The 22,140-nt window shown below is 54.8% G+C and carries 17 protein-coding genes and 1 pseudogene; 12 read left to right on the top strand and 6 right to left on the bottom strand.

Features of this window, described 5'->3' with window-relative positions; genetic code table 11:
• Positions 1–83 precede the first annotated feature (83 nt).
• The 6 genes from ACR0AU_RS07625 to ACR0AU_RS07650 all read left to right on the top strand — a co-directional run bounded on the left by ACR0AU_RS07625 (position 84) and on the right by ACR0AU_RS07650 (position 9,625).
• Positions 84–2,390, top strand: coding sequence for a Tex family protein (locus ACR0AU_RS07625; RefSeq protein WP_480795498.1), 2,307 nt, complete (start codon positions 84–86; stop codon positions 2,388–2,390).
• Between the two features lie 209 nt (positions 2,391–2,599).
• Positions 2,600–4,180, top strand: a complete 1,581-nt coding sequence (locus tag ACR0AU_RS07630; RefSeq protein WP_170393897.1) for an ABC transporter substrate-binding protein — start codon at positions 2,600–2,602, stop codon at positions 4,178–4,180.
• Positions 4,181–4,329: 149 nt separating this feature from the next.
• Positions 4,330–5,895 carry an ABC transporter substrate-binding protein gene (locus ACR0AU_RS07635; protein WP_170393895.1) on the top strand — a complete coding sequence of 522 codons (1,566 nt, stop codon included), beginning with the start codon at positions 4,330–4,332 and terminating at the stop codon, positions 5,893–5,895.
• Positions 5,896–5,983: 88 nt separating this feature from the next.
• Complete coding sequence (locus ACR0AU_RS07640) at positions 5,984–6,961, top strand: ABC transporter permease (protein WP_170393893.1); 978 nt, start codon at positions 5,984–5,986, stop codon at positions 6,959–6,961.
• Positions 6,958–7,908, top strand: a complete 951-nt coding sequence (locus ACR0AU_RS07645) for an ABC transporter permease (protein WP_170407343.1) — start codon at positions 6,958–6,960, stop codon at positions 7,906–7,908. Before ACR0AU_RS07640 ends, ACR0AU_RS07645 begins: the two co-directional genes overlap by 4 nt.
• 4 nt (positions 7,909–7,912) lie before the next feature.
• Positions 7,913–9,625, top strand: a complete 1,713-nt coding sequence (locus ACR0AU_RS07650; protein ID WP_480795499.1) for an ABC transporter ATP-binding protein — start codon at positions 7,913–7,915, stop codon at positions 9,623–9,625.
• Positions 9,626–9,656: 31 nt separating this feature from the next.
• Here the strand turns inward: ACR0AU_RS07650 and ACR0AU_RS07655 are convergent, their stop codons facing one another.
• Positions 9,657–10,394, bottom strand: a complete 738-nt coding sequence (locus ACR0AU_RS07655) for a creatininase family protein (RefSeq protein ID WP_480795500.1) — start codon at positions 10,392–10,394, stop codon at positions 9,657–9,659.
• Positions 10,395–10,439: 45 nt separating this feature from the next.
• Positions 10,440–11,210, bottom strand: a complete 771-nt coding sequence (locus ACR0AU_RS07660) for a transporter substrate-binding domain-containing protein (protein ID WP_170393886.1) — start codon at positions 11,208–11,210, stop codon at positions 10,440–10,442.
• Between the two features lie 120 nt (positions 11,211–11,330).
• Here ACR0AU_RS07660 and ACR0AU_RS07665 point away from each other — a divergent pair, with 120 nt between their 5' ends.
• From ACR0AU_RS07665 to ACR0AU_RS07685, 5 genes are all read left to right on the top strand, one after another.
• Entirely contained in the window at positions 11,331–12,071 is a 741-nt protein-coding gene (locus ACR0AU_RS07665) for an amino acid ABC transporter ATP-binding protein (protein ID WP_170407352.1), read from the top strand.
• A 10-nt stretch (positions 12,072–12,081) separates the two neighbouring features.
• Positions 12,082–12,843 carry an amino acid ABC transporter permease gene (locus ACR0AU_RS07670; RefSeq protein WP_170422752.1) on the top strand — a complete coding sequence of 254 codons (762 nt, stop codon included), beginning with the start codon at positions 12,082–12,084 and terminating at the stop codon, positions 12,841–12,843.
• A gap of 11 nt (positions 12,844–12,854) precedes the next feature.
• Entirely contained in the window at positions 12,855–13,190 is a 336-nt protein-coding gene (locus ACR0AU_RS07675; protein ID WP_170732709.1) for a carboxymuconolactone decarboxylase family protein, read from the top strand.
• A 41-nt stretch (positions 13,191–13,231) separates the two neighbouring features.
• Positions 13,232–14,680: a phosphonoacetaldehyde dehydrogenase gene (gene phnY / locus ACR0AU_RS07680; RefSeq protein WP_170732710.1), complete on the top strand. Its 1,449-nt coding sequence runs from the start codon at positions 13,232–13,234 to the stop codon at positions 14,678–14,680.
• A 140-nt stretch (positions 14,681–14,820) separates the two neighbouring features.
• Positions 14,821–15,834: an NAD-dependent epimerase/dehydratase family protein gene (locus ACR0AU_RS07685; protein ID WP_170732711.1), complete on the top strand. Its 1,014-nt coding sequence runs from the start codon at positions 14,821–14,823 to the stop codon at positions 15,832–15,834.
• A 63-nt stretch (positions 15,835–15,897) separates the two neighbouring features.
• Here ACR0AU_RS07685 and ACR0AU_RS07690 read toward each other — a convergent pair whose 3' ends face one another.
• Together ACR0AU_RS07690 and ACR0AU_RS07695 are read right to left on the bottom strand one after the other, a co-directional pair.
• The gene (locus ACR0AU_RS07690) at positions 15,898–16,980 is read right to left on the bottom strand and encodes a DegT/DnrJ/EryC1/StrS family aminotransferase (protein ID WP_480795501.1); all 1,083 of its coding nucleotides are present in this window, start codon (positions 16,978–16,980) and stop codon (positions 15,898–15,900) included.
• A 232-nt stretch (positions 16,981–17,212) separates the two neighbouring features.
• Positions 17,213–18,166: a Gfo/Idh/MocA family protein gene (locus tag ACR0AU_RS07695; protein WP_170422763.1), complete on the bottom strand. Its 954-nt coding sequence runs from the start codon at positions 18,164–18,166 to the stop codon at positions 17,213–17,215.
• Between the two features lie 163 nt (positions 18,167–18,329).
• Between ACR0AU_RS07695 and ACR0AU_RS07700 the strand changes: the two genes are divergently transcribed.
• Positions 18,330–19,832, top strand: coding sequence for a glycosyltransferase (locus ACR0AU_RS07700; protein WP_170732713.1), 1,503 nt, complete (start codon positions 18,330–18,332; stop codon positions 19,830–19,832).
• On the opposite strand, the gene wecB is transcribed toward ACR0AU_RS07700, so the two are convergent.
• Together wecB and ACR0AU_RS07710 are read right to left on the bottom strand one after the other, a co-directional pair.
• Positions 19,829–20,902, bottom strand: a complete 1,074-nt coding sequence (gene wecB, locus ACR0AU_RS07705) for a non-hydrolyzing UDP-N-acetylglucosamine 2-epimerase (protein ID WP_170732714.1) — start codon at positions 20,900–20,902, stop codon at positions 19,829–19,831. The genes ACR0AU_RS07700 and wecB overlap by 4 nt on opposite strands.
• 123 nt (positions 20,903–21,025) lie before the next feature.
• Positions 21,026–21,606: pseudogene (locus ACR0AU_RS07710) on the bottom strand (IS5 family transposase); the annotation flags it as partial.
• Positions 21,607–22,140 lie beyond the last annotated feature (534 nt).

Below are 22,140 nucleotides of genomic sequence, written 5' to 3' on the forward strand. Positions count from 1 at the left end.
AGGTGCTTTTAGCGGTGCAGCCTCTTCCCCTTGCGCGTGCCGGTGGCTAAGACGATCTTCCAACCGCAAGTCAGGAGGCCCCTTTGGACCGTATCACCCGCACCATCGCCACCGAGATTAACGCCCGCGCGGAACAGGTTGGGGCCGCGGTCAGGTTGTTGGATGAAGGTGCGACCGTGCCCTTTGTCGCCCGTTATCGGAAGGAAGTGACCGGCGGGCTGGATGATACCCAATTGCGCACCCTTTCCGACCGACTGAATTATCTGCGTGAGCTTGAGGCCCGGCGCGAGGCGATTCTGTCCTCGATCAAGGATCAGGGGAAACTGACGGACGATCTGGTGAAATCGATCGCCCAAGCCGAAACCAAGGCGCAGTTGGAAGACATTTATCTGCCGTACAAGCCCAAACGCCGGACCAAGGCGATGATTGCCCGCGAGAATGGTCTGGAGCCGCTGGCCGATGCGATTCTGTCGGACCGGTTGGCCGAACCAGAAGGGCTGGCTGAGGGATATCTGATTGAGGCTGTCCCCACGACCAAAGACGCGCTGAATGGTGCACGGGACATCATCACAGAGCGGCTTACCGAAAACGCTGCTTTGTTGGGAGAGCTACGTAACTTCATGCAGCGTGAGGCGTTGCTGAGCGCGAATGTTGTCGAGGGCAAAGAACAAGCAGGGGCCAAGTTCAGCGATTACTTTGATCATTTCGAGCTTTGGTCGAAAACCCCATCGCATCGAGCGCTGGCAATGCTGCGCGCCTCAAAGGAAGGGATCGTAACGCTCGAAATTGCTCCCGAACCCGAAGCGGGCGCCGCGCGGGCCGAGGCCATGGTTGCGGCTCATCTTAACACGCGGGGCGATGCGCCGGGTGACAAATGGCTGCGCAAGGTTGCGGGCTGGACATGGCGGGTCAAGCTGTCGCTGTCGATGATGGTCGAACTGATGGCCGACCTGCGCAGCCGCGCACAAGACGAGGCAATTCAAGTGTTTTCGCGCAACCTAAAGGATCTGCTATTCGCTGCTCCGGCGGGGGCACGTCCGACTCTTGGGTTGGATCCCGGCATTCGCACCGGGGTCAAAGCCGCCGTGGTGGATGCAACCGGTAAGGTGGTTGCAACGGATACGCTATATCCGTTTCAGCCCAAGAATGATCTGCGTGGTGCACAAGCGGCAATCCTGAACCTTATCGCTACACATAAAATCGAGCTTATTGCCATCGGCAACGGCACAGCCAGCCGCGAGACTGAGCGTTTGGTGGCCGATACGCTGTCGCTTCTGCCCAAGACCGTCAAAGCACCGACCAAGGTCGTCGTTTCCGAGGCTGGAGCCTCGGTCTACTCGGCATCCGAGCTTGCCGCGCGCGAATTTCCCGACCTCGACGTCTCGCTACGTGGAGCGGTCTCGATTGCCCGCCGGCTACAAGATCCCTTGGCTGAACTGGTCAAGATCGAACCCAAAAGCATCGGCGTCGGTCAGTATCAGCACGATGTGGATCAGCACCGCTTGTCACAGTCACTGGAGTCGGTGATCGAAGATGTAGTGAACGCTGTGGGCGTGGATCTGAATACAGCTTCAGCCCCCTTGCTTTCGCACGTCTCGGGTCTGGGACCGGAATTGGCTGAGGCGATTGTCACGCACCGAGATATTCATGGTGCCTTTGCGTCTCGCAAGGATTTGCTGAAGGTGGCCCGTCTTGGTCCACGCGCCTTCGAGCAGTGTGCAGGTTTCCTGCGAATTCGCGACGGTTCAGAGCCTCTGGACGCCTCCTCGGTTCACCCCGAGGCTTACGATGTCGCCCGTCGGGTCGTGGCAGCATGTGGGCGCGACATTCGCCAAATCATGGGGCATGAAGGCGCGCTGAAAGACCTGCGCGCCGAGCAGTTTGTGAGTGACACCTTCGGCTTGCCTACGGTTCGCGACATTTTCACCGAATTGGAGAAGCCCGGCCGAGACCCGCGACCCAGTTTCAAAACGGCGTCGTTTACGGACGGGGTTGAGGAAATCACGGACCTGAAGCCCGGCATGGTGCTGGAGGGTACCGTCACCAATGTCGCCGCCTTCGGCGCGTTTGTCGACATTGGCGTGCATCAGGACGGGTTGGTTCATGTCAGCCAACTGGCCGATCGGTTCGTGAAGGACCCGCATGAGGTGGTCAAAACCGGGCAAGTTGTCAAAGTGACGGTGGTCGAAGTCGACGTTCCACGTAAGCGCATTGGGCTGTCCATGCGCAAGGACGGTGGTGCTTCGGCAAGCGAGGGCAATGCACTTCGTGGCAAGGGCAAACCGGCACGAACACCCAAGCCAGGGGAACAGCGGCGCAGCCATGGGGGTCAGAGCACCCAGAACGGGGCATTTGGTGACGCTCTTAGAGACGCCTTCAATAAACGTTAGGCAGCAACCCTGTCATAGGGCTAAATACGAGGCGTGTTTCTGCATGACCTACATTCACCTAAGCCCCGGCAGACAGAAAGAAAAGCAGGGCGCTAACATTCGGGTGTTGCAACTCGGACCATGATCTGGATGATGCTGGCCCATGATGGCCGAAAAATTCGGCCAACCGTATGAAAATGCGGCCACAACAAAAAATGGGGAGACGACTTATGTCATTCAAAACTCTGATGCTTGCCGCCAGTGCAACGGCGATGATCGCGGCGGGCGCTTCGGCGGAGACGCTGCGATGGGCCCGTGCAGGTGACGCGCTTACGCTGGACCCGCATGCGCAAAACGAAGGCCCGACCTCGGCCATGGCGCACCAGATCATGGAAACGCTGGTGATGCGTGATCACTCAGGTGCACTGGTTCCATCTCTGGCGACCGAATGGGCACCATCGGAAGAAAATCCGAATGTCTGGGTGTTCAAACTGCGCGAGGGCGTTACCTTCCACGACGGTGCCGAGTTCGACAGCGAGGATGTCGTGTTTTCGCTGAACCGCGCGATGACGCCGGATTCGGATTACAAGGAACTGTTGGCCTCTGTGAAAGAGGTGCGTGCACCCGACAAGTTCACGATCGAGATCGAAACTGACGGCCCGAACCCGATCATGCCCAACAACCTGACCAACATGTTCATGATGGACAAAGGTTGGGCCGAGGCAAACAACGCCGTCAAGGTTCAGGACTATGAGGGCGGCGAAGACACGTTTGCGGCCAAGAACGCCAATGGCACAGGTCCCTACAAGCTGGTCAGCCGCGAGCCCGACGTGAAAACCGTCCTGGCCGCCTATGACGGCTATTGGGGCAAGGATGAGTTCCCGCTGCAGGTAACCGAGATCATCTATACCCCGATCCAGAACGCCGCGACCCGTGTTGCCGCGCTGCTTTCGGGTGAGGTTGATTTCATTCAGGACGTGCCCGTACAGGACCTCGAGCGTGTAGCCGGAACCGATGGTCTGGACGTACGCACCGCGCCGCAGAACCGGGTAATTTTCTTTGGCATGAACATGGGCGATGCTGATCTGACCTCGGACAATGTGGATGGTAAGAACCCGCTGGCTGATGTCCGCGTTCGACAGGCGATGTCAAAAGCGATCAATCGTGATGCGATCAAACAGGTCGTGATGCGTGGTCAGTCTGCTCCTGCTGGCATGATCTCACCTCCGTTTGTGAATGGTTGGGATGCAGATATGGATGCGTCCTCGTCAACCGATATCGAAGGGGCCAAGGCGTTGATGGCAGAAGCAGGCTATCCTGATGGATTCTCGCTGACCCTGAACTGCCCGAATGACCGCTACATCAATGATGAGGCGATCTGTCAGGCAGCGGTTGGAATGCTGGCCCAGATCGGCGTCACAGTTAACCTGGACGCCAAACCGAAAGCCCAGCACTTCCCGTTGATCAACAACCTAGAAACAGATTTCTACATGCTGGGCTGGGGTGTTCCGACTTATGACTCGGAGTACATCTTCAACTTCCTCGTCCATTCGAAGGGCGAAAAGTACGGCTCGTGGAATGGCACACGCTATTCCAACCCGGATCTGGATGCCAAAATCGTGGCCCTTGCCTCTGAAACTGATCTGCCCGCACGTGATCAGCAGATCGGTGATATCTGGCAGGTTGTTCAGGACGAACAGCTTTATATCCCGATCCACCATCAGGTGCTGAACTGGGGCATGAAATCGGGCGTGGGCACCATCGTCGAGCCGGAAGATTCACCGAAGATCAAGTACTTTGAGATGAACTAAACTATCCTTTGTGATGGTATGCAGGGCGCGGAAACGCGCCCTGTTCTTGTTTGCGCCGTCGGTAACGGACATGTGATCTCGGCGCAGGAACGGCTTTACGTGGCAGCGAAAAAGCTGGATTGTTTCAGCGCTAACAGGGAGATTTCGCCATGATCCTCAGAAACAGTGCAATCGGCCTGACCATGTTGCTTGCAAGCGCCGCACAGGCGGCCGAATTTAAGTGGGCCTCGACCACCGATCCGCAGACGATGGACCCTCACGCGGTCAACTCGGCCCCAGTTCTCGGGTTCCTGAACAACGTCTACGAAGGGCTGGTCCGCCGCGGAAAGGATATGAGCGTTGAGCCCGCGTTGGCTGTCAGTTGGGAGCCGATCGGCGACGGCGAAGGATGGCGGTTCAATCTGCGTCAGGGCGTGACCTTTCACGACGGAAGCAGCTTTGACGCGCAAGATGTGCTGTTCAGCTACCAACGCGCCTCGGGTGAGGCGGCGGACACGCGCAGTTGGTTCGCTCCTGTCAGTGACGTCATTGTAGTTGATGACTACACCGTTGATATCATGACCACAGCACCTAACCCGCTGTTTCCGTCATCGATTGCCAACTGGATGATCATGGATCAAGACTGGACTGAGGCCAACGACGCCGTGGTCCCCGACAAAGAAACCGGAAACTACGCCACCATCAACGCCAACGGCACCGGCGCGTTCAAGGTGACCGAGCGCGAGCCGGGTCTTAAGACCGTGTTGGAACCTTATGAAGGCTGGTGGGGGGATGTTGAACACAACATCACCCGTGCAGAATTTAATCCGATCCAAAATCCTGCCACGGCCGTAGCGGCGCTTCTATCGGGCGATGTGGACATGATCAACCCGGTCCCCATTCAGGACGTCGCACGGCTGCAGCAGAACGCAGAAGTCGATGTCATCCAGGGCATTGAAGCGCGTGTGATCATGCTGGGCTTCGACCACGAGGCTGACACGCTGAAATACACAGACGATGCGGGCAAACCCAACCCGTTCCGTGACGCGCGCGTGCGGCAGGCAGTTGCGCAAGCGGTGAATGTCGACGCCATTCTGGCCACGATCATGCGCGGAAATGCCGAGCCCGCATCGCAGCTCGTCAGCCCAGCCATGAGCGGGTTCTCCGAAGCCAACGCCGGACGCCCCGCGTTTGATGTGGAATCGGCAAAGGCGCTGCTGGCCGAGGCCGGATATGCAGATGGTTTCTCATTTGGCCTGAAATGCCCCAATGACCGCTACCTTAATGACGAGGCCGTCTGTCAGGCCGTCGTTGGTATGCTGGCTCAGATCGGGATCACCGCCGAGCTGGACGCGATGCCAGTGCGGAACTATTGGCCGGAACTGCGCGAAGATAATTACGACATGTACCTGCTGGGCTGGAGCCCCGGTACGTTCGACGCCGAGCATCCGGTCCGGTTCCTTGTCGCAACCCCGAACGAAGAGAAAAAGCTGGGTAGCTGGAACTTCGGCGGCTTCTCGAATGCACGTGTCGATGAGCTGTTGCCGATGATCCAGTCAGAACTGGATGAGGCCAAGCGTCAGGCGATGCTGGACGAGGTTACTCAAATCTATCAGGACGAACACGTTTATGTGCCGATGTATGTCCAGCCGCTGGTTTGGGGCACGCGCAGCAATGTAGAGGTCACGCAGCGTCCGGACAACTTCTTCCTGCTGCGTTGGGTGAATGTGAATTGATCGGCGGCAACGTCGCGTTGAGTTGACAGCACTCTCTTGACCATCTGGTCAAGGTCGGCCTAGAGAGACCGATCTACGAGGGAAACATATGTTCGCATATATCGTCAGACGGATGTTCCAGTCCGTCATAGTGCTGTTGGTCGTGGGGTTGGTCGCCTTTTCGATGTTCCGATTTGTTGGCGACCCGATCGACAACATGCTGGGTCAAGAGCGCACGCAGGCCGACATTGACCGCCTACGGACCGAGCTTGGGTTGGACCAACCTTTTGTGGTGCAATACGCCAAGTTCCTGCAAGGCGCCGTTCAGGGCAATTTCGGTGTGTCTTATCGCCAGGGGCGACCGGTCTCGACCATCCTGGTGGAACGCGCTCCGGCGACGTTGGAATTGGCCTTTGTGTCCGGCTTTCTTGCGATCACGATGGGCATTGCCCTCGGTGTCTTTACTGCAATCCGACGACAAGGGATCGCTGCCAATGTGATCATGACCGTTTCCTTGATCGGGGTTTCGCTGCCGACGTTCCTCATAGGTATCCTGCTGATCTATGTTTTCTCGGTTGAACTTGACCTACTGCCCAGTTTCGGGAGGGGCGAGACCGTTATGATTGGCAGTTGGTCCACCGGGTTTCTGACGACCTCGGGGCTCAAGGCGTTGATATTGCCTGCAATCACGCTGGGCCTCTATCAAATGACGCTGATCATGCGGCTTGTCCGGTCCGAGATGCTGGAGGTTCTGCGCGCTGACTATGTCCGCTTTGCCCGCGCCCGAGGGCTGTCGGACCGGGTGATCAATTTCCGCCACGCGCTGAAGAACACTCTTGTGCCGGTGATCACCATCACGGGCCTTCAGCTGGGGTCGATCATCGCTTTTGCCATCATCACCGAAACGGTGTTCCAATGGCCGGGCGTCGGCTTGCTGTTCATCAACGCGATCCAGTTCGTGGATATCCCCGTTATGGCTGCCTATCTGATGCTGATCTCAGTGATGTTCGTGACAATCAACCTGATTGTCGACCTTCTGTACTATGCCATTGACCCGCGCCTGCGTGTCGACGCGAGGGCCACATGACCGAAACGATGGAAACCCCGAAAGTCGCGCCTAAATCGCGTATGGCTAAATTCTGGGACAGCGATTTCGCCTGGTCTTTCCGGCACTCTCCGGTAGCCATGATCGCATCTTTGGTCGTGGTCATTCTGGTGCTGGCGGCGATCTTTGCCCCGCTGATCGCGCCATATAACCCGTTCGATCCAGCAACACTGAACCTGATGAACGGGTTCACACCGCCAGGTACGCCCAATGCGTTCACGCAAGAGACCTTTTTACTAGGCACGGATGACCAAGGGCGCGATGTGTTCTCGACCATCCTCTACGGGTTGCGCATTTCATTGTTCGTAGGTGCCTCTGCTGTGCTTCTTGCCTTGATCATCGGCGTGATCCTCGGTCTGATCGCTGCGTATTTCGGAGGTTGGATCGAGACGCTGATCATGCGTATCGCAGACGTGCAACTGACGTTCCCGGCCATTCTGGTCGCAATGCTGATCTTTGGGATTGCCAAAGGAATCACTCCGCCGGAATACCGCGATGAGATGGCAATCTATGTTCTGATCATCGCGATTGCGTTGTCGGACTGGGTGCAGTTCGCACGCGTCGTCCGTGGTGCTGCTCTGGTCGAGAAAAACAAAGAATATGTACAAGCCGCGCGCCTGATCGGGCGTGGATCGTTCCCGATCATGTTCCGTCACATCCTACCCAATGTCCTTAGCCCGGTTCTGGTCATCGCCACCATCTCGCTGGCGCTGGCGATCATTGCTGAGGCCACATTGAGTTTTCTGGGTGTGGGCGCCCCTCCGACCCAGCCGTCGCTGGGAACACTAATCCGGATCGGGCAAGGTTTCCTGTTCTCGGGCGAATGGTGGATTTTATTCTTCCCGGCCTGCACGCTTCTGGCCCTTGCCCTGTCGGTCAACCTGTTGGGCGACTGGTTGCGCGACGCGCTGAACCCAAAACTGCGGTGATTTCATGAGCCTTCTGACCATCCAAAACCTCACCGTCGAATTCCCGACCCGCCGCCAGCTATTTACCGCAGTGGACCACGCCAGCCTTTCTGTAGAACCCGGCGAAATCCACGGGCTTGTGGGCGAATCCGGGGCAGGTAAATCTACCATCGGCGCTGCCGTGATGGGCCTTCTGGAACGCCCAGGTCGCATTGCCAGCGGTCAGATTAAGCTGGGCGGCGATAAGATCAGCGGCATCGATGCCGATGCGATGCGCGGGCTGCGCGGCAAGAAGATCTCGATGATCTTTCAAGACCCGCTTACGTCGCTGAACCCGCTATTTACAGTGCGCGAGCAACTGGTCGAGACGATCCAGACCCATCTGGGTGGATCCGAGGCCGAGGCAAGCAAGCGCGCCCGTGATTTGATCGACCGCGTTGGCATCCCAGACCCGGATACTCGGCTGGATCAGTACCCGCACCAGTTCTCGGGCGGCATGCGGCAACGCGTGGTGATTGCTCTGGCACTTTGCACCGAACCGGATGTGATCATCGCCGATGAACCCACGACGGCTTTGGATGTTTCGGTTCAGGCCCAGATTCTGGACCTGATCAAGGAACTGGCACAAGAGCGTCAGGTGGGTGTCATCCTGATCACCCATGATATGGGCGTGATCGCCGATACAACTGACCGCGTGACCGTGATGTATGCGGGCAAGGTGGTTGAAAGCGGCACCACGGCACAGGTGATGGGCCAGCCGCAACACGAATACACCAAGTCCTTGATCGCCGCCGTACCACGCCCGACGCTGAAACTGCATCGCTTCCCTCAGATCAGCTATGGCGGGCGTGACACGCGTTTCGCGATCGAGGATATGGCGCGCCACTGGCCCAAGGTGAATAACGACGCCAGCAAACCGATCTTTGAAATCCGCGGCCTGACCAAGAAATTCCTGCAAAAGCGTGGATTACTGCCTTGGGATCGTACCTACTTCACCGCTGTCGACAACGTCAGCTTTGACATTCGCGCGGGCGAAGTCTTTGGGGTTGTCGGTGAGTCCGGATCGGGCAAGTCCACCGTCGCGCGTATGATCGCAGGGCTTTATCCCGTGGACGGTGGCACCATCACCTTTGACGGGCAACTGGTTAGCGATCTAAGCAATCGTGCGGTGCAAGACGAATACCGCAAGAACATCCAAATGATCTTTCAGGACCCCTACTCGTCTCTCAATCCGCGTATGCGGGTGGATGAAATAGTGGCGGAGCCGATCCGCCATCACCGCCTGATGGAAGGTGCCGACGTCAAGCGCCGCGTGGACGAATTGCTGGATCAAGTGGGGTTGGGGTCAGAGGCCGGGCTGAAATATCCACATGAGTTCTCGGGCGGTCAGCGCCAGCGTATTTCGATTGCCCGCGCATTGGCGACACAACCCCGGTTCCTGATCTGCGATGAGCCCACAAGCGCGCTCGACGTTTCGATCCAGGCGCAGATTTTGAACATTCTTAAAGACCTGCAAGAGCATCTGGGCCTGACCATGCTGTTCATCAGCCACGACCTGCCAGTGGTGCGCCAGATGTGTGACCGAGTTGCGGTCATGAAACAGGGACAAATCGTCGAGGTTCAGGACACCAGCGATCTGTTTGCCCGTCCGAAAACCGAATACGCGCAAGAACTGTTGCGGTTGATGCCGAAACTCGATGACCTGTCGACTGACGGGCTTGGGGTCGAAGCAGAATAGGGCTGCGACACCCGTCGCAGGCGCTCCGTGACTAGAGGCCTTGTTCGAATGCCCGGAACTCGGCAGCGATAGCCGCAGCTGCTATCGCCAGCAGACGCTCGCCATCCTGAGGATTGGCCAAAGCTGAATGCGATCCAACGCGGCCATCCGGGAAGTCCGCGCGATGCTCGTCAGGTGGACCATGGCGATCCCCTGCGTGATCCCGGATGTATTCGGCGCTGAGTTTCTGGGGCGGCTCAGCGGCCCGATTGGCAGGCAATGATCCAAGCAAAGACTGGGTTATGGCAATCTCCGAGGGGGTGGCGTGCATCCCTTCCCAATCTCCATAGAGCTGCTGTCGCAGAACATTCACTGCGTTCGGCTCCCACCAGCTACGTATCAGCAATTGACCACCGGCAATTTCGCTTTCGATCTGCCGAAGAGGCGCCAGATTGGCCCCGTGCCCATTCACTATGAACACTCCAACGAAACCTTGCTCCAAGAGCCCCCGGATCACCTCATCTGCGATGGTGCGAAAGGTTTCGGCTGAAATAGACACCGTTCCGGGAAATCCCGCGTTGAAAGGCGCTGGCGTGTAGGCCAGCGCCGGAGCGACGATACCCTCGCATTGCCTGGCGGCAGCGAGTGCGACAGCCTCGGCGCAAATCGTGTCGGTGCCAATGCGACCCATCGGGCCGTGCTGCTCGGTCGATCCAACCGGCAGCAACACGGCCGCACCGGCATTGATACGAGTGTCAACCTCGTACCATGTCATGTGCTCAAGTTTCATGACTTTGAAAACTCTCGCAGGCGCTCCAGTTACTAGGGCCTCTGATCAGAGGCCCCAGCGCTCCCGGTTTTCGTCAAAGAAGCCTTGGGCTTTTTTCACTTCAATCCAGTTGTTCACATAGTTGATCCAGACCTGATCACTTTGCGGCAACAGCATCGCGATGGGAGAAGGAGAACGTGGACCGGCATTCTTGACGCGGACGACCGGGAACTTTGCTTCAAGGGTCGATCCCTCGATATTCGAGGTTATGAACACATCTGCACGACCGGCCAGGACCTCCTGAAAACCACGTGCAGGAGCTTCGACCACTTTGATATCCGCATCGGGGAACCATTCGCGCACGCGCTTTTCAAAGGTGGTGCCCAGGGTAGTAGCAACCTTCACGTCCGGCTTGTTGATCGAGTCGTAGCCATCAAATTTGTCGGCCTTTTCCTTGGTTGTGTAGGGAAACAACTCAACCGCGATGTAACTGTCGGAAAACCCTGCAACTTTCATGCGCGGAGGTGAGATAGAAGCCGAACCGGTGATGTGGTACTTCCCCGCTACCACACCATTGACCAATGTTTTCCAGTCGGTGGGCACATATTCGACCTCAACACCCAGATCAGCGGCCAGCGCGTTCATGATGTCGATATCATAGCCTTTATAGCTGTTAGTCGCCGGGTCGCGCAGTGACATCGGATTCCAGTCACCGGTTGTCCCCACTTTCAGCACGCCGTCATCCAAAATTTCATTCAGAGCCGACTGTGCTTGCGCAGCGCCGCTGATCACAAGACCGAGCGCAGCCGCAGCCGCGACTTTAACAAAACGTTTCATGTGGTTCTCCCGTTGGTGGCGTTAGTCTTTTATCACGACATTGCTTCTTGATTTAAGCGTAAAGAAAAAGATAATCTCAAGCAACTAATTAACTCATAGTAATCACAAGTGGGCCAGCAGATGCCAAACGCAGCGATCGAGCTTGTCGACGTAGACAAGTGGTTTGGCACATTTCACGTGCTCAAGAACATCAACCTGACAGTCAACAGTGGTGAAAAGGTTGTGATCTGCGGCCCATCCGGATCGGGTAAATCAACGGTCGTAAGATGCATCAATCAGCTTGAGAAACATCAAAAGGGCACCATCCGCATCGATGGGGTCGAACTGAACGATGATGCCAAATCTGCAGCCACCATCCGGTCAGAAGTTGGCATGGTGTTCCAGCAATTCAATCTGTTCCCGCATCTAACAGTGCTGGAAAACCTGACCCTTGGCCCCATCAAGGCCCGCGGGTTGAGCCGAAAAGAAGCCGAAGACAAAGCGCGCCACTACCTTGAGCGTGTTCATATACCCGATCAGGCCGACAAGCGCCCGATACAGCTTTCGGGTGGACAGCAGCAGCGAGTGGCAATTGCCCGTTCGCTTTGCATGGAGCCCAGGGTCCTTTTGTTCGACGAACCCACCTCGGCGCTCGACCCTGAGATGATCTCCGAGGTGCTCGACGTGATGGTCGAACTTGCCGAGGAAGGCATGACCATGGTTGTGGTGACCCATGAGATGGGATTTGCCCGAAAAGTGGCCGACAACATGGTGTTCATGGATGCAGGCGAGATTGTCGAACAAGGTAAGCCCGAGCATTTCTTCACCAATCCAAAGTCTGAGCGGTGTCAGAAATTCCTGAGCCAAATTCTGCAGCATTGAGTTGGGTCCGATGAAAAAAACACTTCTCTTCCTTCCCCTTTTCATGCTGATCACGGGCTGTTCGTCCTCACAGACCTGGGGTTGGTACGTCATTGACCCAACCACGGCTTCAGGCTGGACCAATGTAAAATTCCTGATTTCGGGCATGGGTGCGACCATTCAGATTTCGCTGATTGCGGCGATCTTATCGATTGTCATCGGGCTGCTGGTTGCCCTGCCCGGTTTATCGGAAAAGCGCGGCTGGCGGCTGGTAAACCGGGTATATGTCGAGTTCGTTCGCTCGATCCCTCTGTTGCCTATGCTGTTTTGGGTGTTCTACGGGTTGCCGATTGTCTTTCAGTCGATGGGTATGAACATCCCAATCGATCCCTTCTGGGGCGCAATTATCACCCTTGCGATATCGGACAGCGCCTTTACCGCCGAGATCTACCGTGCCGGTATACAATCTATCGCAAAAGGGCAAAGCGAGGCGGCGCAAACGATTGGCCTGAACTATTTTCAGACCATGCGCTATGTGATCCTGCCGCAAGCGATCCGGCGCATTCTGCCGCCGCTGGCCAACCAATTTATCTACATTGTGAAGATGAGCGCTTTCGCCAGCGTCATCGGCATGCAAGAACTGACACGCCGTGCGAATGAGCTGGTAGTGACGGAATACCGCCCGCTTGAGATCTATACCTTGTTGATCTTCGAGTATCTGGTGCTGGTACTGATCATCAGCGCCGGTGTGCGTTGGCTCGAGCGCCGGATGGGTGCAGATGAGCGCGGATAAGGAGCAGAGAAATGGACTGGAAAGACTTCATGGCCGAGACCGAGGCCAATATTGGTGCATTCTCGAAAGAAGTGCCCGAAACCGTCCGTGGTTTTGGCATCATGGGTAAGGCCGCCAAAACAGATGGTGCGCTGAGTGAAAAGACAAAGGAATTCATGGCGTTGGGGATTGCCATCGCGACGCGCTGCGACAGCTGCATCGGCTTCCATATCCGCTCATTGGTGCGGCTGGGTGCTACCCGCGAAGAGCTGTGCGAAGCGCTGGCTATGGCCACCTATATGGGCGGCGGCCCGTCTTACGCCTACAGCGCCAAGGCGTTGAAGGCGTTTGATGTGTTTTCAGAGTAATAGACCGGTACGCGGTCCGATTTCATTGGATGGTTCTTGCCATGGCAGTCACCGAAATCCGTAATGAAGGGATGCGAATTGGTGGCAAGATCATCATTACCGCTGAGACCATCCCGGTTCACTACCCCTATACCAATGAGGTCGTGGGCCATGTGCCCGCAGGGCAGGCTGAACACGCGCGCCGCGCCCTCGAAATTGCGGCCCACTACAAGCCCGAACTGACCCGCTATGAACGCAGCCAAATCCTGCAACGGGCTGGAGAGCTGATTGGTGAACGTCGCGATTACCTCACCAAATGGCTGGTGCTTGAGCTTGGCATCTGCCATCAACACGCGATCTACGAGACCAAGCGCGCGCAGGATGTCTTTCAATTTGCAGCGGCCGAGGCACTGAAGGATGATGGCGAAATCTTTGCGTGCGATCTGACCCAAAACGGTAAAGCCCGCAAGATTTTCACGATGCGCGAGCCTGTGACCGCAATCAGCGCGATCACTCCATTCAACCATCCACTCAACATGGTCAGCCACAAGGTTGCTCCGTCGATCGCCACCAATAACTGCATGGTCTGCAAACCGACCGAGTTGACGCCTCTGACCTGCCTGACGCTGGCCGATATCCTTTATGAGGCAGGCCTGCCGCCTGAGATGTTTCAGGTGGTCACTGGCTGGCCACAGGACATTGGGAATGAGATGATCGCCAATGAAAACATCGACATGATAACCTTCACCGGTAGTGTTCGCGTGGGCAAGATGATCGCAGAGAAGGCGGTTTACAAACGTCAGGCGCTGGAGTTGGGAGGTAATGATCCACTGATTGTTCTGAATGACCTCAACGATGCCGATCTAAACAGGGCAGCAACGATCGCCGTAGCCGGGGCCACCGGCAATTCGGGACAACGCTGCACTGCGATCAAGCGAATACTGGTGCAAGAGAGTGTCGCGGACACCTTTGTGCCTTTGGTGCTGGAGAAGGCCAAAAAGATCAGATTCGGAGATCCGCAGGATCCTGAGACCGAGCTGGGTTGTGTGATCCACGAGGATGCGGCCAAGCTTTTCGAAGATCGTGTTCACTTGGCCCAGAAAGAGGGAGCAGAAGTCCTTTACCACCCCGGACGTCAGGGCGCGCTGCTGCCGCCGATCGTGGTCGACGACGTTCCCCACGACTCTGCGTTAGTGATGGAGGAAACTTTCGGTCCCATTATTCCCATCATTCGCGTGCCCGACGACGATGACGAGGTCATGCGCATCTCGAACTCTACTGTGTACGGCCTGTCGTCGGGGGTATGTACCAATGACCTGAACCGCGCAATTGCCTATATCAATGGGCTGAGCGTGGGCACCTGCAATATCTGGGAACAACCCGGATACCGTATCGAAATGTCCCCCTTTGGCGGCATCAAGGATTCGGGCAATGGTGTCAAAGAAGGGGTCATCGAGGCCATGAGGTTCTTTACGAATGTCAAAACCTACTCGCTTCCTTGGCCCGGTTGAAGACTTGTTGAAGATTGCAATGCACACCACGAGAGATTCATGCTCACTCAGCCATGAAATGACCGCTTGAGCCCTTCGGCTCTTGGCGTCATATGTGCCTTCGAACGCACGCGCGATGCCCCGAAACAAGGAAATACCTCATGCAAAAGGTTCTGATCACAGGTACTGCCGGATTTATCGGGTTCCATCTTGCCAAACTTTTGCTTGAGAACGGTTGCCGGGTTCATGGCTTTGACGGGATGACTGATTATTACGATGTCCGCCTCAAACAGAGTCGACATGCGCTGTTGCAGGAGAACCCAAATTTTTCGTGCGATGAAGGGATGCTGGAAGATACCGCCAAGTTCGACCAGATCGCTGATGCTTTTGAACCGGACGTGATCATCCACCTCGCGGCGCAAGCTGGCGTCCGATATAGCCTGGAAAACCCGCGCGCCTATGTCGAAAGCAATGTTGTCGGGACGTTCAACGTGATGGAAGCTGCGCGGCGGCACAAAGTGCGGCATCTGCTGATGGCTTCGACTTCATCGATCTACGGGGCAAATCCTGACATGCCGTTCGACGAGTGCGAAAAAGCAGATCATCAACTCACTATGTACGCAGCCACCAAAAAGGCAAATGAAGCGATGGGGCATTCCTATGCCCATCTTTGGGATATTCCGACGACAATGTTCCGCTTCTTCACAGTCTACGGTCCTTGGGGGCGCCCGGACCTTGCGTTCTTCAAATTCACGGACGCTATCCTCAACGACCGCCCGATAGACATCTACAACCACGGCGACATGTATCGTGATTTCACCTATGTGGATGACCTGGTGCGCGCAATCTCTCTGCTGATCGACGTTGTGCCTGTTCGCCCCAAAGCCCCCGAAGACATCGCCGAAGGTGACAGCCTGAGCCCGGTCGCTCCCTATCGCATAGTGAACATTGGAAATTCAGACAAAGTGCGTTTGTTGGATTTCATCGACGCCATCGAAGAAAGCCTCGGCAAACCCGCGATCCGAAACTATATGGAGATGCAGTTGGGCGATGTGCCTGCAACTTGGGCCAATGCCGCACTGCTGCACCGCCTGACCGGTTATCGCCCAAAAACCGAAATCAGGGACGGCATACAGGCCTTCGTGGACTGGTATCGCGCATATTACGGTAAATAGAACCTGCGAACCTGCCTAAACCTGAATTCGCCGGCCCCAGCACCGATTAAACCGTCAGCGCGTTCAGATCGCTTTTTTCAGTGCCTCGATTATCTGCTCTTGCGAATTCTCCTGCAGATACGGGTGCATCGGCAGGCTAATCACTGTTGCGGCGGCCTGATCGCCAACAGGCAAGTCGGCATTTGGGTCAGAAACAGCTGGTTGCTTGTTCAACGGCAGTGGATAATGCACGGCGGTCGGAACCCCGGCGTCTTTGAGCTTAGCTTGCACATCCTCACGATTGTCCACGCGTATCGTGTACTGCGCCCAGGCGCTGGTCGCGCCCTCCATCAGCGTCGGAGCGGCGATATTGGTTTCCTTCAGTAGCACTTTGTAACGGTCCGCGACGGAGTCTCGCAGGACAAGTTCATCCTCGAAAATATCCAGCTTGCACAGCAGGATCGCAGCCTGCAATGTGTCCAGACGGCTGTTAACGCCAACCCTGATATGGTGATAACGCCGGTCCTGCCCGTGCCGGGCTATCTGGCGAAGAATGATGCTCAGTTCATCGTCCGAGGTGAAGATAGCACCACCATCGCCGTAGCAGCCAAGGGGTTTCGATGGGAAAAAGCTGGTGCAGGAAATCGTTGATAGGTTTCCTGACCGTTTGCCACGCAACGATCCGCCAAAGCTCTGAGCAGCATCCTCGATGACAGGTAAGCCGTTTGCCACAGCTACCTCGTTAATTCGTTCGAAATCAGCAGGTTGGCCATACAGCGACACCGGTATAATTGCCTTTGTCCGGGGTGTGATCGCAGCGTCAAGCTTGTTGGGATCAAGGTTATAACTAGTCTGGTCAATATCGACATAAACCGGCTTTGCGCCCAGCAATCTGACGGCTTCAGCCGTGGCGATATATGAAAATCCGGGCGTGATGACCTCATCCCCCGGCCCGACCTCAAACGCCATCAAGGCAATTTGCAATGCATCCGTTCCATTGGCGCAGGTGATGCAATGTTTAGCTCCCGTGAAGGCAGTCAGCCGTGCCTCTAGTTCAGCCACTTCTGGGCCAAGAATGTACTTTCCATGCGCCAACACATTGGCAATGCCAGCATCAAGCTGATCCTTGATACGTTTCTGTTGTTCCGCCAGGTCAATAAATTGCATCGCTAAAACGCCCTATTGGTTCTTGAGGAATTTCTGCAAGCTGTACCTCTGCAGTTTCCCATACATAATCCGGCACCGCTCGACCATGTCTATTCGTCGGCAAAGACTTAATACACCGGGTCTGTTTGGCACGGATTACCGCAGTACTAATAACTGGGCGGACCGTTTCCCTGTATTGCCCAGTGCCAAAAACGTCATGGGTGGTGGGACAACATGCAGACGATCCGTTTGATCAGAGTACCGTGCTGCTCATCAGCTTCGGATGCTGCTCACCTTTGCTTGCTTCGATCGAGGCGTTGCGGATATGGCTGACCATCGCAATTGCAGGCCGGTTTTCATTCAATCCAAACCCGTTCCCGTTCAGAATCTCTTCGTAGCTTCGCGTGTGCAAGTCGGCAAATCCGCCCGAGAATTCGATCTCTTCCCCATCAATAGTGATGGAGCGATAGGTTCTGGCTCCGGTTTCTCGCGCCTCTGCCGGAACGTCATTTACGTCCAGCGACAAGAACCAACGGCACCGGGCGTGTTCAAACTCAAGATAGCCCGCTGCCTTGGTCGGGGCATTGAGATGCACATGGTTCGCCTGAAGATCTCCGAAGAGGAAGTGCAGCATGTCAAAGAAATGCACGCCGATGTTGGTGGCAATACCGCCAGATTTGCGGACATCCCCTTTCCAGCTCTCCAGATACCAACGTCCACGGGACGTGATGTAAGTCAGATCGACCTCGTACTTGGTATCCTTGGGGCTGTTTCGAATCTTGTCCCTAAGAGCAATGATCGAGGGATGTACGCGCAACTGCAGGATCGTGTTTACGGTCTGTCCAGTCGCTTGCTCAATCGCTTCCAGGCCATCAATATCCTCTGGGTTCAACACCAGCGGCTTCTCACAGATCGCATCGGCGCCAGAACGCAATGCAAACCGCATGTGGCTGTCATGGAGGTAATTCGGCGAGCAGATCGAGACATAATCAATTTTGCCCGCTTCGCTGCGACGTAACATGTCAACATAGCGATCAAAACGCTCAAACTCTGTGAAAAAATGTGCATCGGGGAAGTGGCTATCGATAATTCCAACGGAGTCGCTTGTGTCCAGAGCAGCCAACAACGTGTTTCCGGTATCCGTTATCGCCTTCATGTGGCGCGGCGCGATGTATCCTGCGGTTCCTATTAATGCAAAGTTGCTCATTCGGTGCGTCCCAAGTGCTCAAATTGTGCTACAGCGCTTCCAAGAAATTCTTTGGGAAGTCAATAGTGGAAGGCATTTCAAGCATCACCAATCAAGCTGGAAACCCCGATCAACCTCTGTTAGAGCGGTTCGGAATTGTCAGAGCTAGATTGATCTTCGACCGATGTCAGACACCCGCCCCAAATCTCAAAAAACCGTATTCTGTCTTACCTACCACGAGATAACGGCGGATGCGCGCGTTCTTAAAGAAGCGCGCGCACTTCATGCAGCGGGCCATAACGTACATATCTTCTGCGACTGGCCAGGGGGCTTGCCGCAAGAAGACAGCATCGATGGCATTCGGATCACTCGATTCAACTGGCAGTCTTGTGACAACATCACTGAAAAATTGCTTAAACGTTTCTCGTTTATGGAGCGCACGTCCGCTCAAGTCGAGCAACGTGTCGTACCGTATGTCGAATCCGCTATTCAGCTGAATTCTTTGAAAACCTGGTTGAAGACTTTCCTCACGGACGAAGACGTCCAAAAGCTTGACCCGATGTACTATAAAAACTTCGGCGGTGATGAAAGGCGGGCTAGAAAACTCGTACACAAGCGACTGCTTTGGAAAACACGGCTTGGACTTGGATTCGGAAAAGGCCCGAAAAACCTCAAGTCATTTATGTTGATGGCCCGAAAAGTCAGAGAAAATTTCTTTAAACTCTATCAGTTGGAATCATTGATTTACGCAGAAAACCTTTGCCACCTTAAATTTGATGAGGTCCCTGATGTCATCCACGCTCATGATATTTATTGTCTCCCTGCAGGCGTCGTAATTGCCAAGCAGTTCAACGCAAAACTTGTTTATGACGCCCATGAGTATGAGCCCGCGCGCGCTACAAAGAATCCGTCGAATGGATCGAACTTTGCAGAAAACCTAGAAGACGATTGCCTCCCCTTCGTCGATTATATGATCACCGTATCTTCGTCCATCGCAGATTTGTATGCCAAACGCTTCAAAGATAGTCCGACACTTATCCTCAATGCTCCAGAGATAGATGTCGACTACATGGATAGTCGTAAAGAAAAGGCGTTGGATCAGCTTTCTATCCGTGCTCAGGCAAACGTTGCTGACGGGGCGCCCTTGATTATTTTTACTGGTGGCATTCAAATGTCACATCGTGGGTTAGATAAAGTTCTTGAGGCTTTGGTTCATCTTCCCGAAGTCAAGTTAGCTTCGATGGGCCCACGGCACCTCCGAAACGACAAGTGGTTCATGAGTGTCGCTCATGACCTAGGTGTGGATGATCGCGTTACCTTGCTTCCACCTGTGGCAGCTCCAGATGTACCAGTCGCAATTAGTACAGCAGACCTCGCTATATGCCCGTTTCAGAACGTATCGCTCAATCACCGCTACGCAATGCCTAACAAGCTTTTTGAAGCCGCATTTGCTGGCGTACCAATATGTGTTTCAGATCTTCCAGAGATGCGTCGGTTTGCGGAGTCTCTCGGTTTCGGACGAGCAATGGACGAAACAGATCCTCAGAGCATTGCTGAAGCTATTCGGGATGTCTTGGACCATCCCGAACGCTTTACGTTAAGCGTCGACAACAGAAGGAAGCTTTGGGAGACCTACAGCTGGCCTGCGCAAGCCAAGAAGTTGGCGGCGCTCTATGAAGGTATTTAAACTCGCGCGGCAAGTATCTGTGCGATTTGTTGCGAAGCGGTTCCATCACCATAGATTTCTATCTGATTTCCGCTAGTCCCTATCGCACTTAGGATACCATCCTCGATATCCCCTTCTATGGGCGAAACGATACGATTCCAGCCGCTTTCAACAAGCTCAACCCATTCTGTTTCCGTTCTAAGAGTTACGCAAGGGACGCCGTAGAAATACGCTTCTTTCTGCACTCCGCCAGAGTCCGTAGCAACCAGCACCGCATTGCTTTCTAGAGCGACCATATCCAAGTAACCGACTGGGTCTATCGTTTGGACATGTTCGAATTTACGACCGATTCCTTTTATCCTTGCGGCAGTACGTGGATGCAATGGCAAGACAACCGGATGTTGTTTTGCAACCGCCTCCAGACCATCAACAATGTTTGTTAACGTTTCTGGCGAATCCGTATTTTCAGCTCTATGGATCGTCGCAAGTATGAATCCGTTTGCGTCTAACCCAATGTCAGCCAAAATTGTTGATTTCTGCTTGGCCTTTTCACCGAAGTGTAGTGCTGCGTCGAACATCACGTCACCGACTTCAAAAATTTTGCTCTCCGAAATGCTTTCTCTTCGCAGATTTTCCACAGCGTCGCTGGAAGTCGTGAACAGAAGGTCGGAAACGTGATCCGTTAGAACTCGGTTCGTTTCTTCGGGCATCTTTCGATTAAATGAGCGCAGCCCGGCCTCTACGTGCGCCACCGGGATATGAAGTTTTGAGGCGACCAATGCACCAGCCAATGTTGAATTCGTATCTCCAAAAACAAGGAGCGCATCTGGTTCATGTTCTTGAATGACGGGTTCAAGTTTCTGCATCATCAGTCCTGTCATGGCACCATGACTGCCTGAGTTCACCGATAGGTTGATGTCGGGTTTTGCAATTTCTAGTTCGTCGAAAAAAATCTTAGACATCGAATCGTCATAGTGCTGTCCTGTGTGAATCAGCACCTCTGTTACTCCCGGCATGGAACGAAGTGCTCTGCTCACCGGAGCCAATTTAATAAACTGAGGGCGCGCGCCAACTACAACTGCGATTTTCACGGTAGCTCCAAATAAATAATTGCCTAAAACCGCGCTAACACACGGCCAGTATAAATTCCACGTGATATCTCGTGACTGATTTACTGACGCGGGTTCAGATTAACTTAACAGTAGGATCAACCTTCATAACCAACAGATGACGGCCGCCACGAGAGCAATGGTAAAGGGACAGACCTCTGGACAGCACTTGAAGCGCGTCGCCAAGCGCCTGCAGCCCTTTAGCCCGCCGAACACGATCTCGATGCGGTTTCACCGCTCGTATCTGCGTTTTGGCATATTTGACTGGGGTCTTGCGTTGCTTTCGACCCGAAATGCAGGCACGTGCCCCCTCGTCTCACAACGCTTCTCGGGTCCAGTCAGCATCGTAGCCGCGATCCCCGAACTGCCATTCGAATTAGGAAAGCTGCCAAGCAGCGAGTGTGCACCAACGTCGTCGCTGAATTGTCCGGCGGTGACAAGCAGATTGACCGGTAGCCACTAGCTATCGCAGATCGCACGCAGCTTGGTGTTCATACCGCCCTTGGTTTGACCAATCAGACGACCACATCCCATTTTGGCAGCCATACTCGTCGCGGTATGGTGCAATTTCGGATGGATTGCACGATCATAACAGTCTTTTGCTTGCAGTGTTCGGCAGCGAGCCCAGCCATCATCCGCGCGAAGATGCCTTTCTCGTTCCTAAGTTTCCATCGGCTACAGAGCGTCGAAAGGACCGCTCATATCAAAGCTCAGCTATCCGAGCTGCTAAATATACAGTGCTAACAAAATCGATGCATCGTGACACTAGAATTGATACGCGTGAGGCGATCCTGCTGTCAGCTATATAAACCTGATACTACCACTAACAGCCCTTTTGGCCATGCGACGACGAATCCCGTTTCCACGCATAGAGTACTTGTTTCTGGTACTCTGTGTCGGTGTAGCGCTTCCATATGCCATATTCTTCACTCGGGCCCGATTTCGGATCCAATTTTATTGGCTGATACATGCGTCAAATGCGACGTTTCTCGCGACACCGCGGGAGCTTAGCTTAGACGCACAAATGATACTTAGACAGCTTTGAGGAGTTATCTTGCTAGTATTTTATTATTGCCTAAGATACTTGTTAAATTAGTACACCTGAGCCTACGCGCTTGTAACTTTGCCAGCTAGAAGAAGCTACCGGATGCTTTGCAATAAACCGGTGCCAGAAGAAGCAACCCGAGTGGCACCTACGCATTGTAGCGTCAAATTGGCCA

This window comes from Ruegeria sp. CG1 (genome assembly GCF_056537265.1).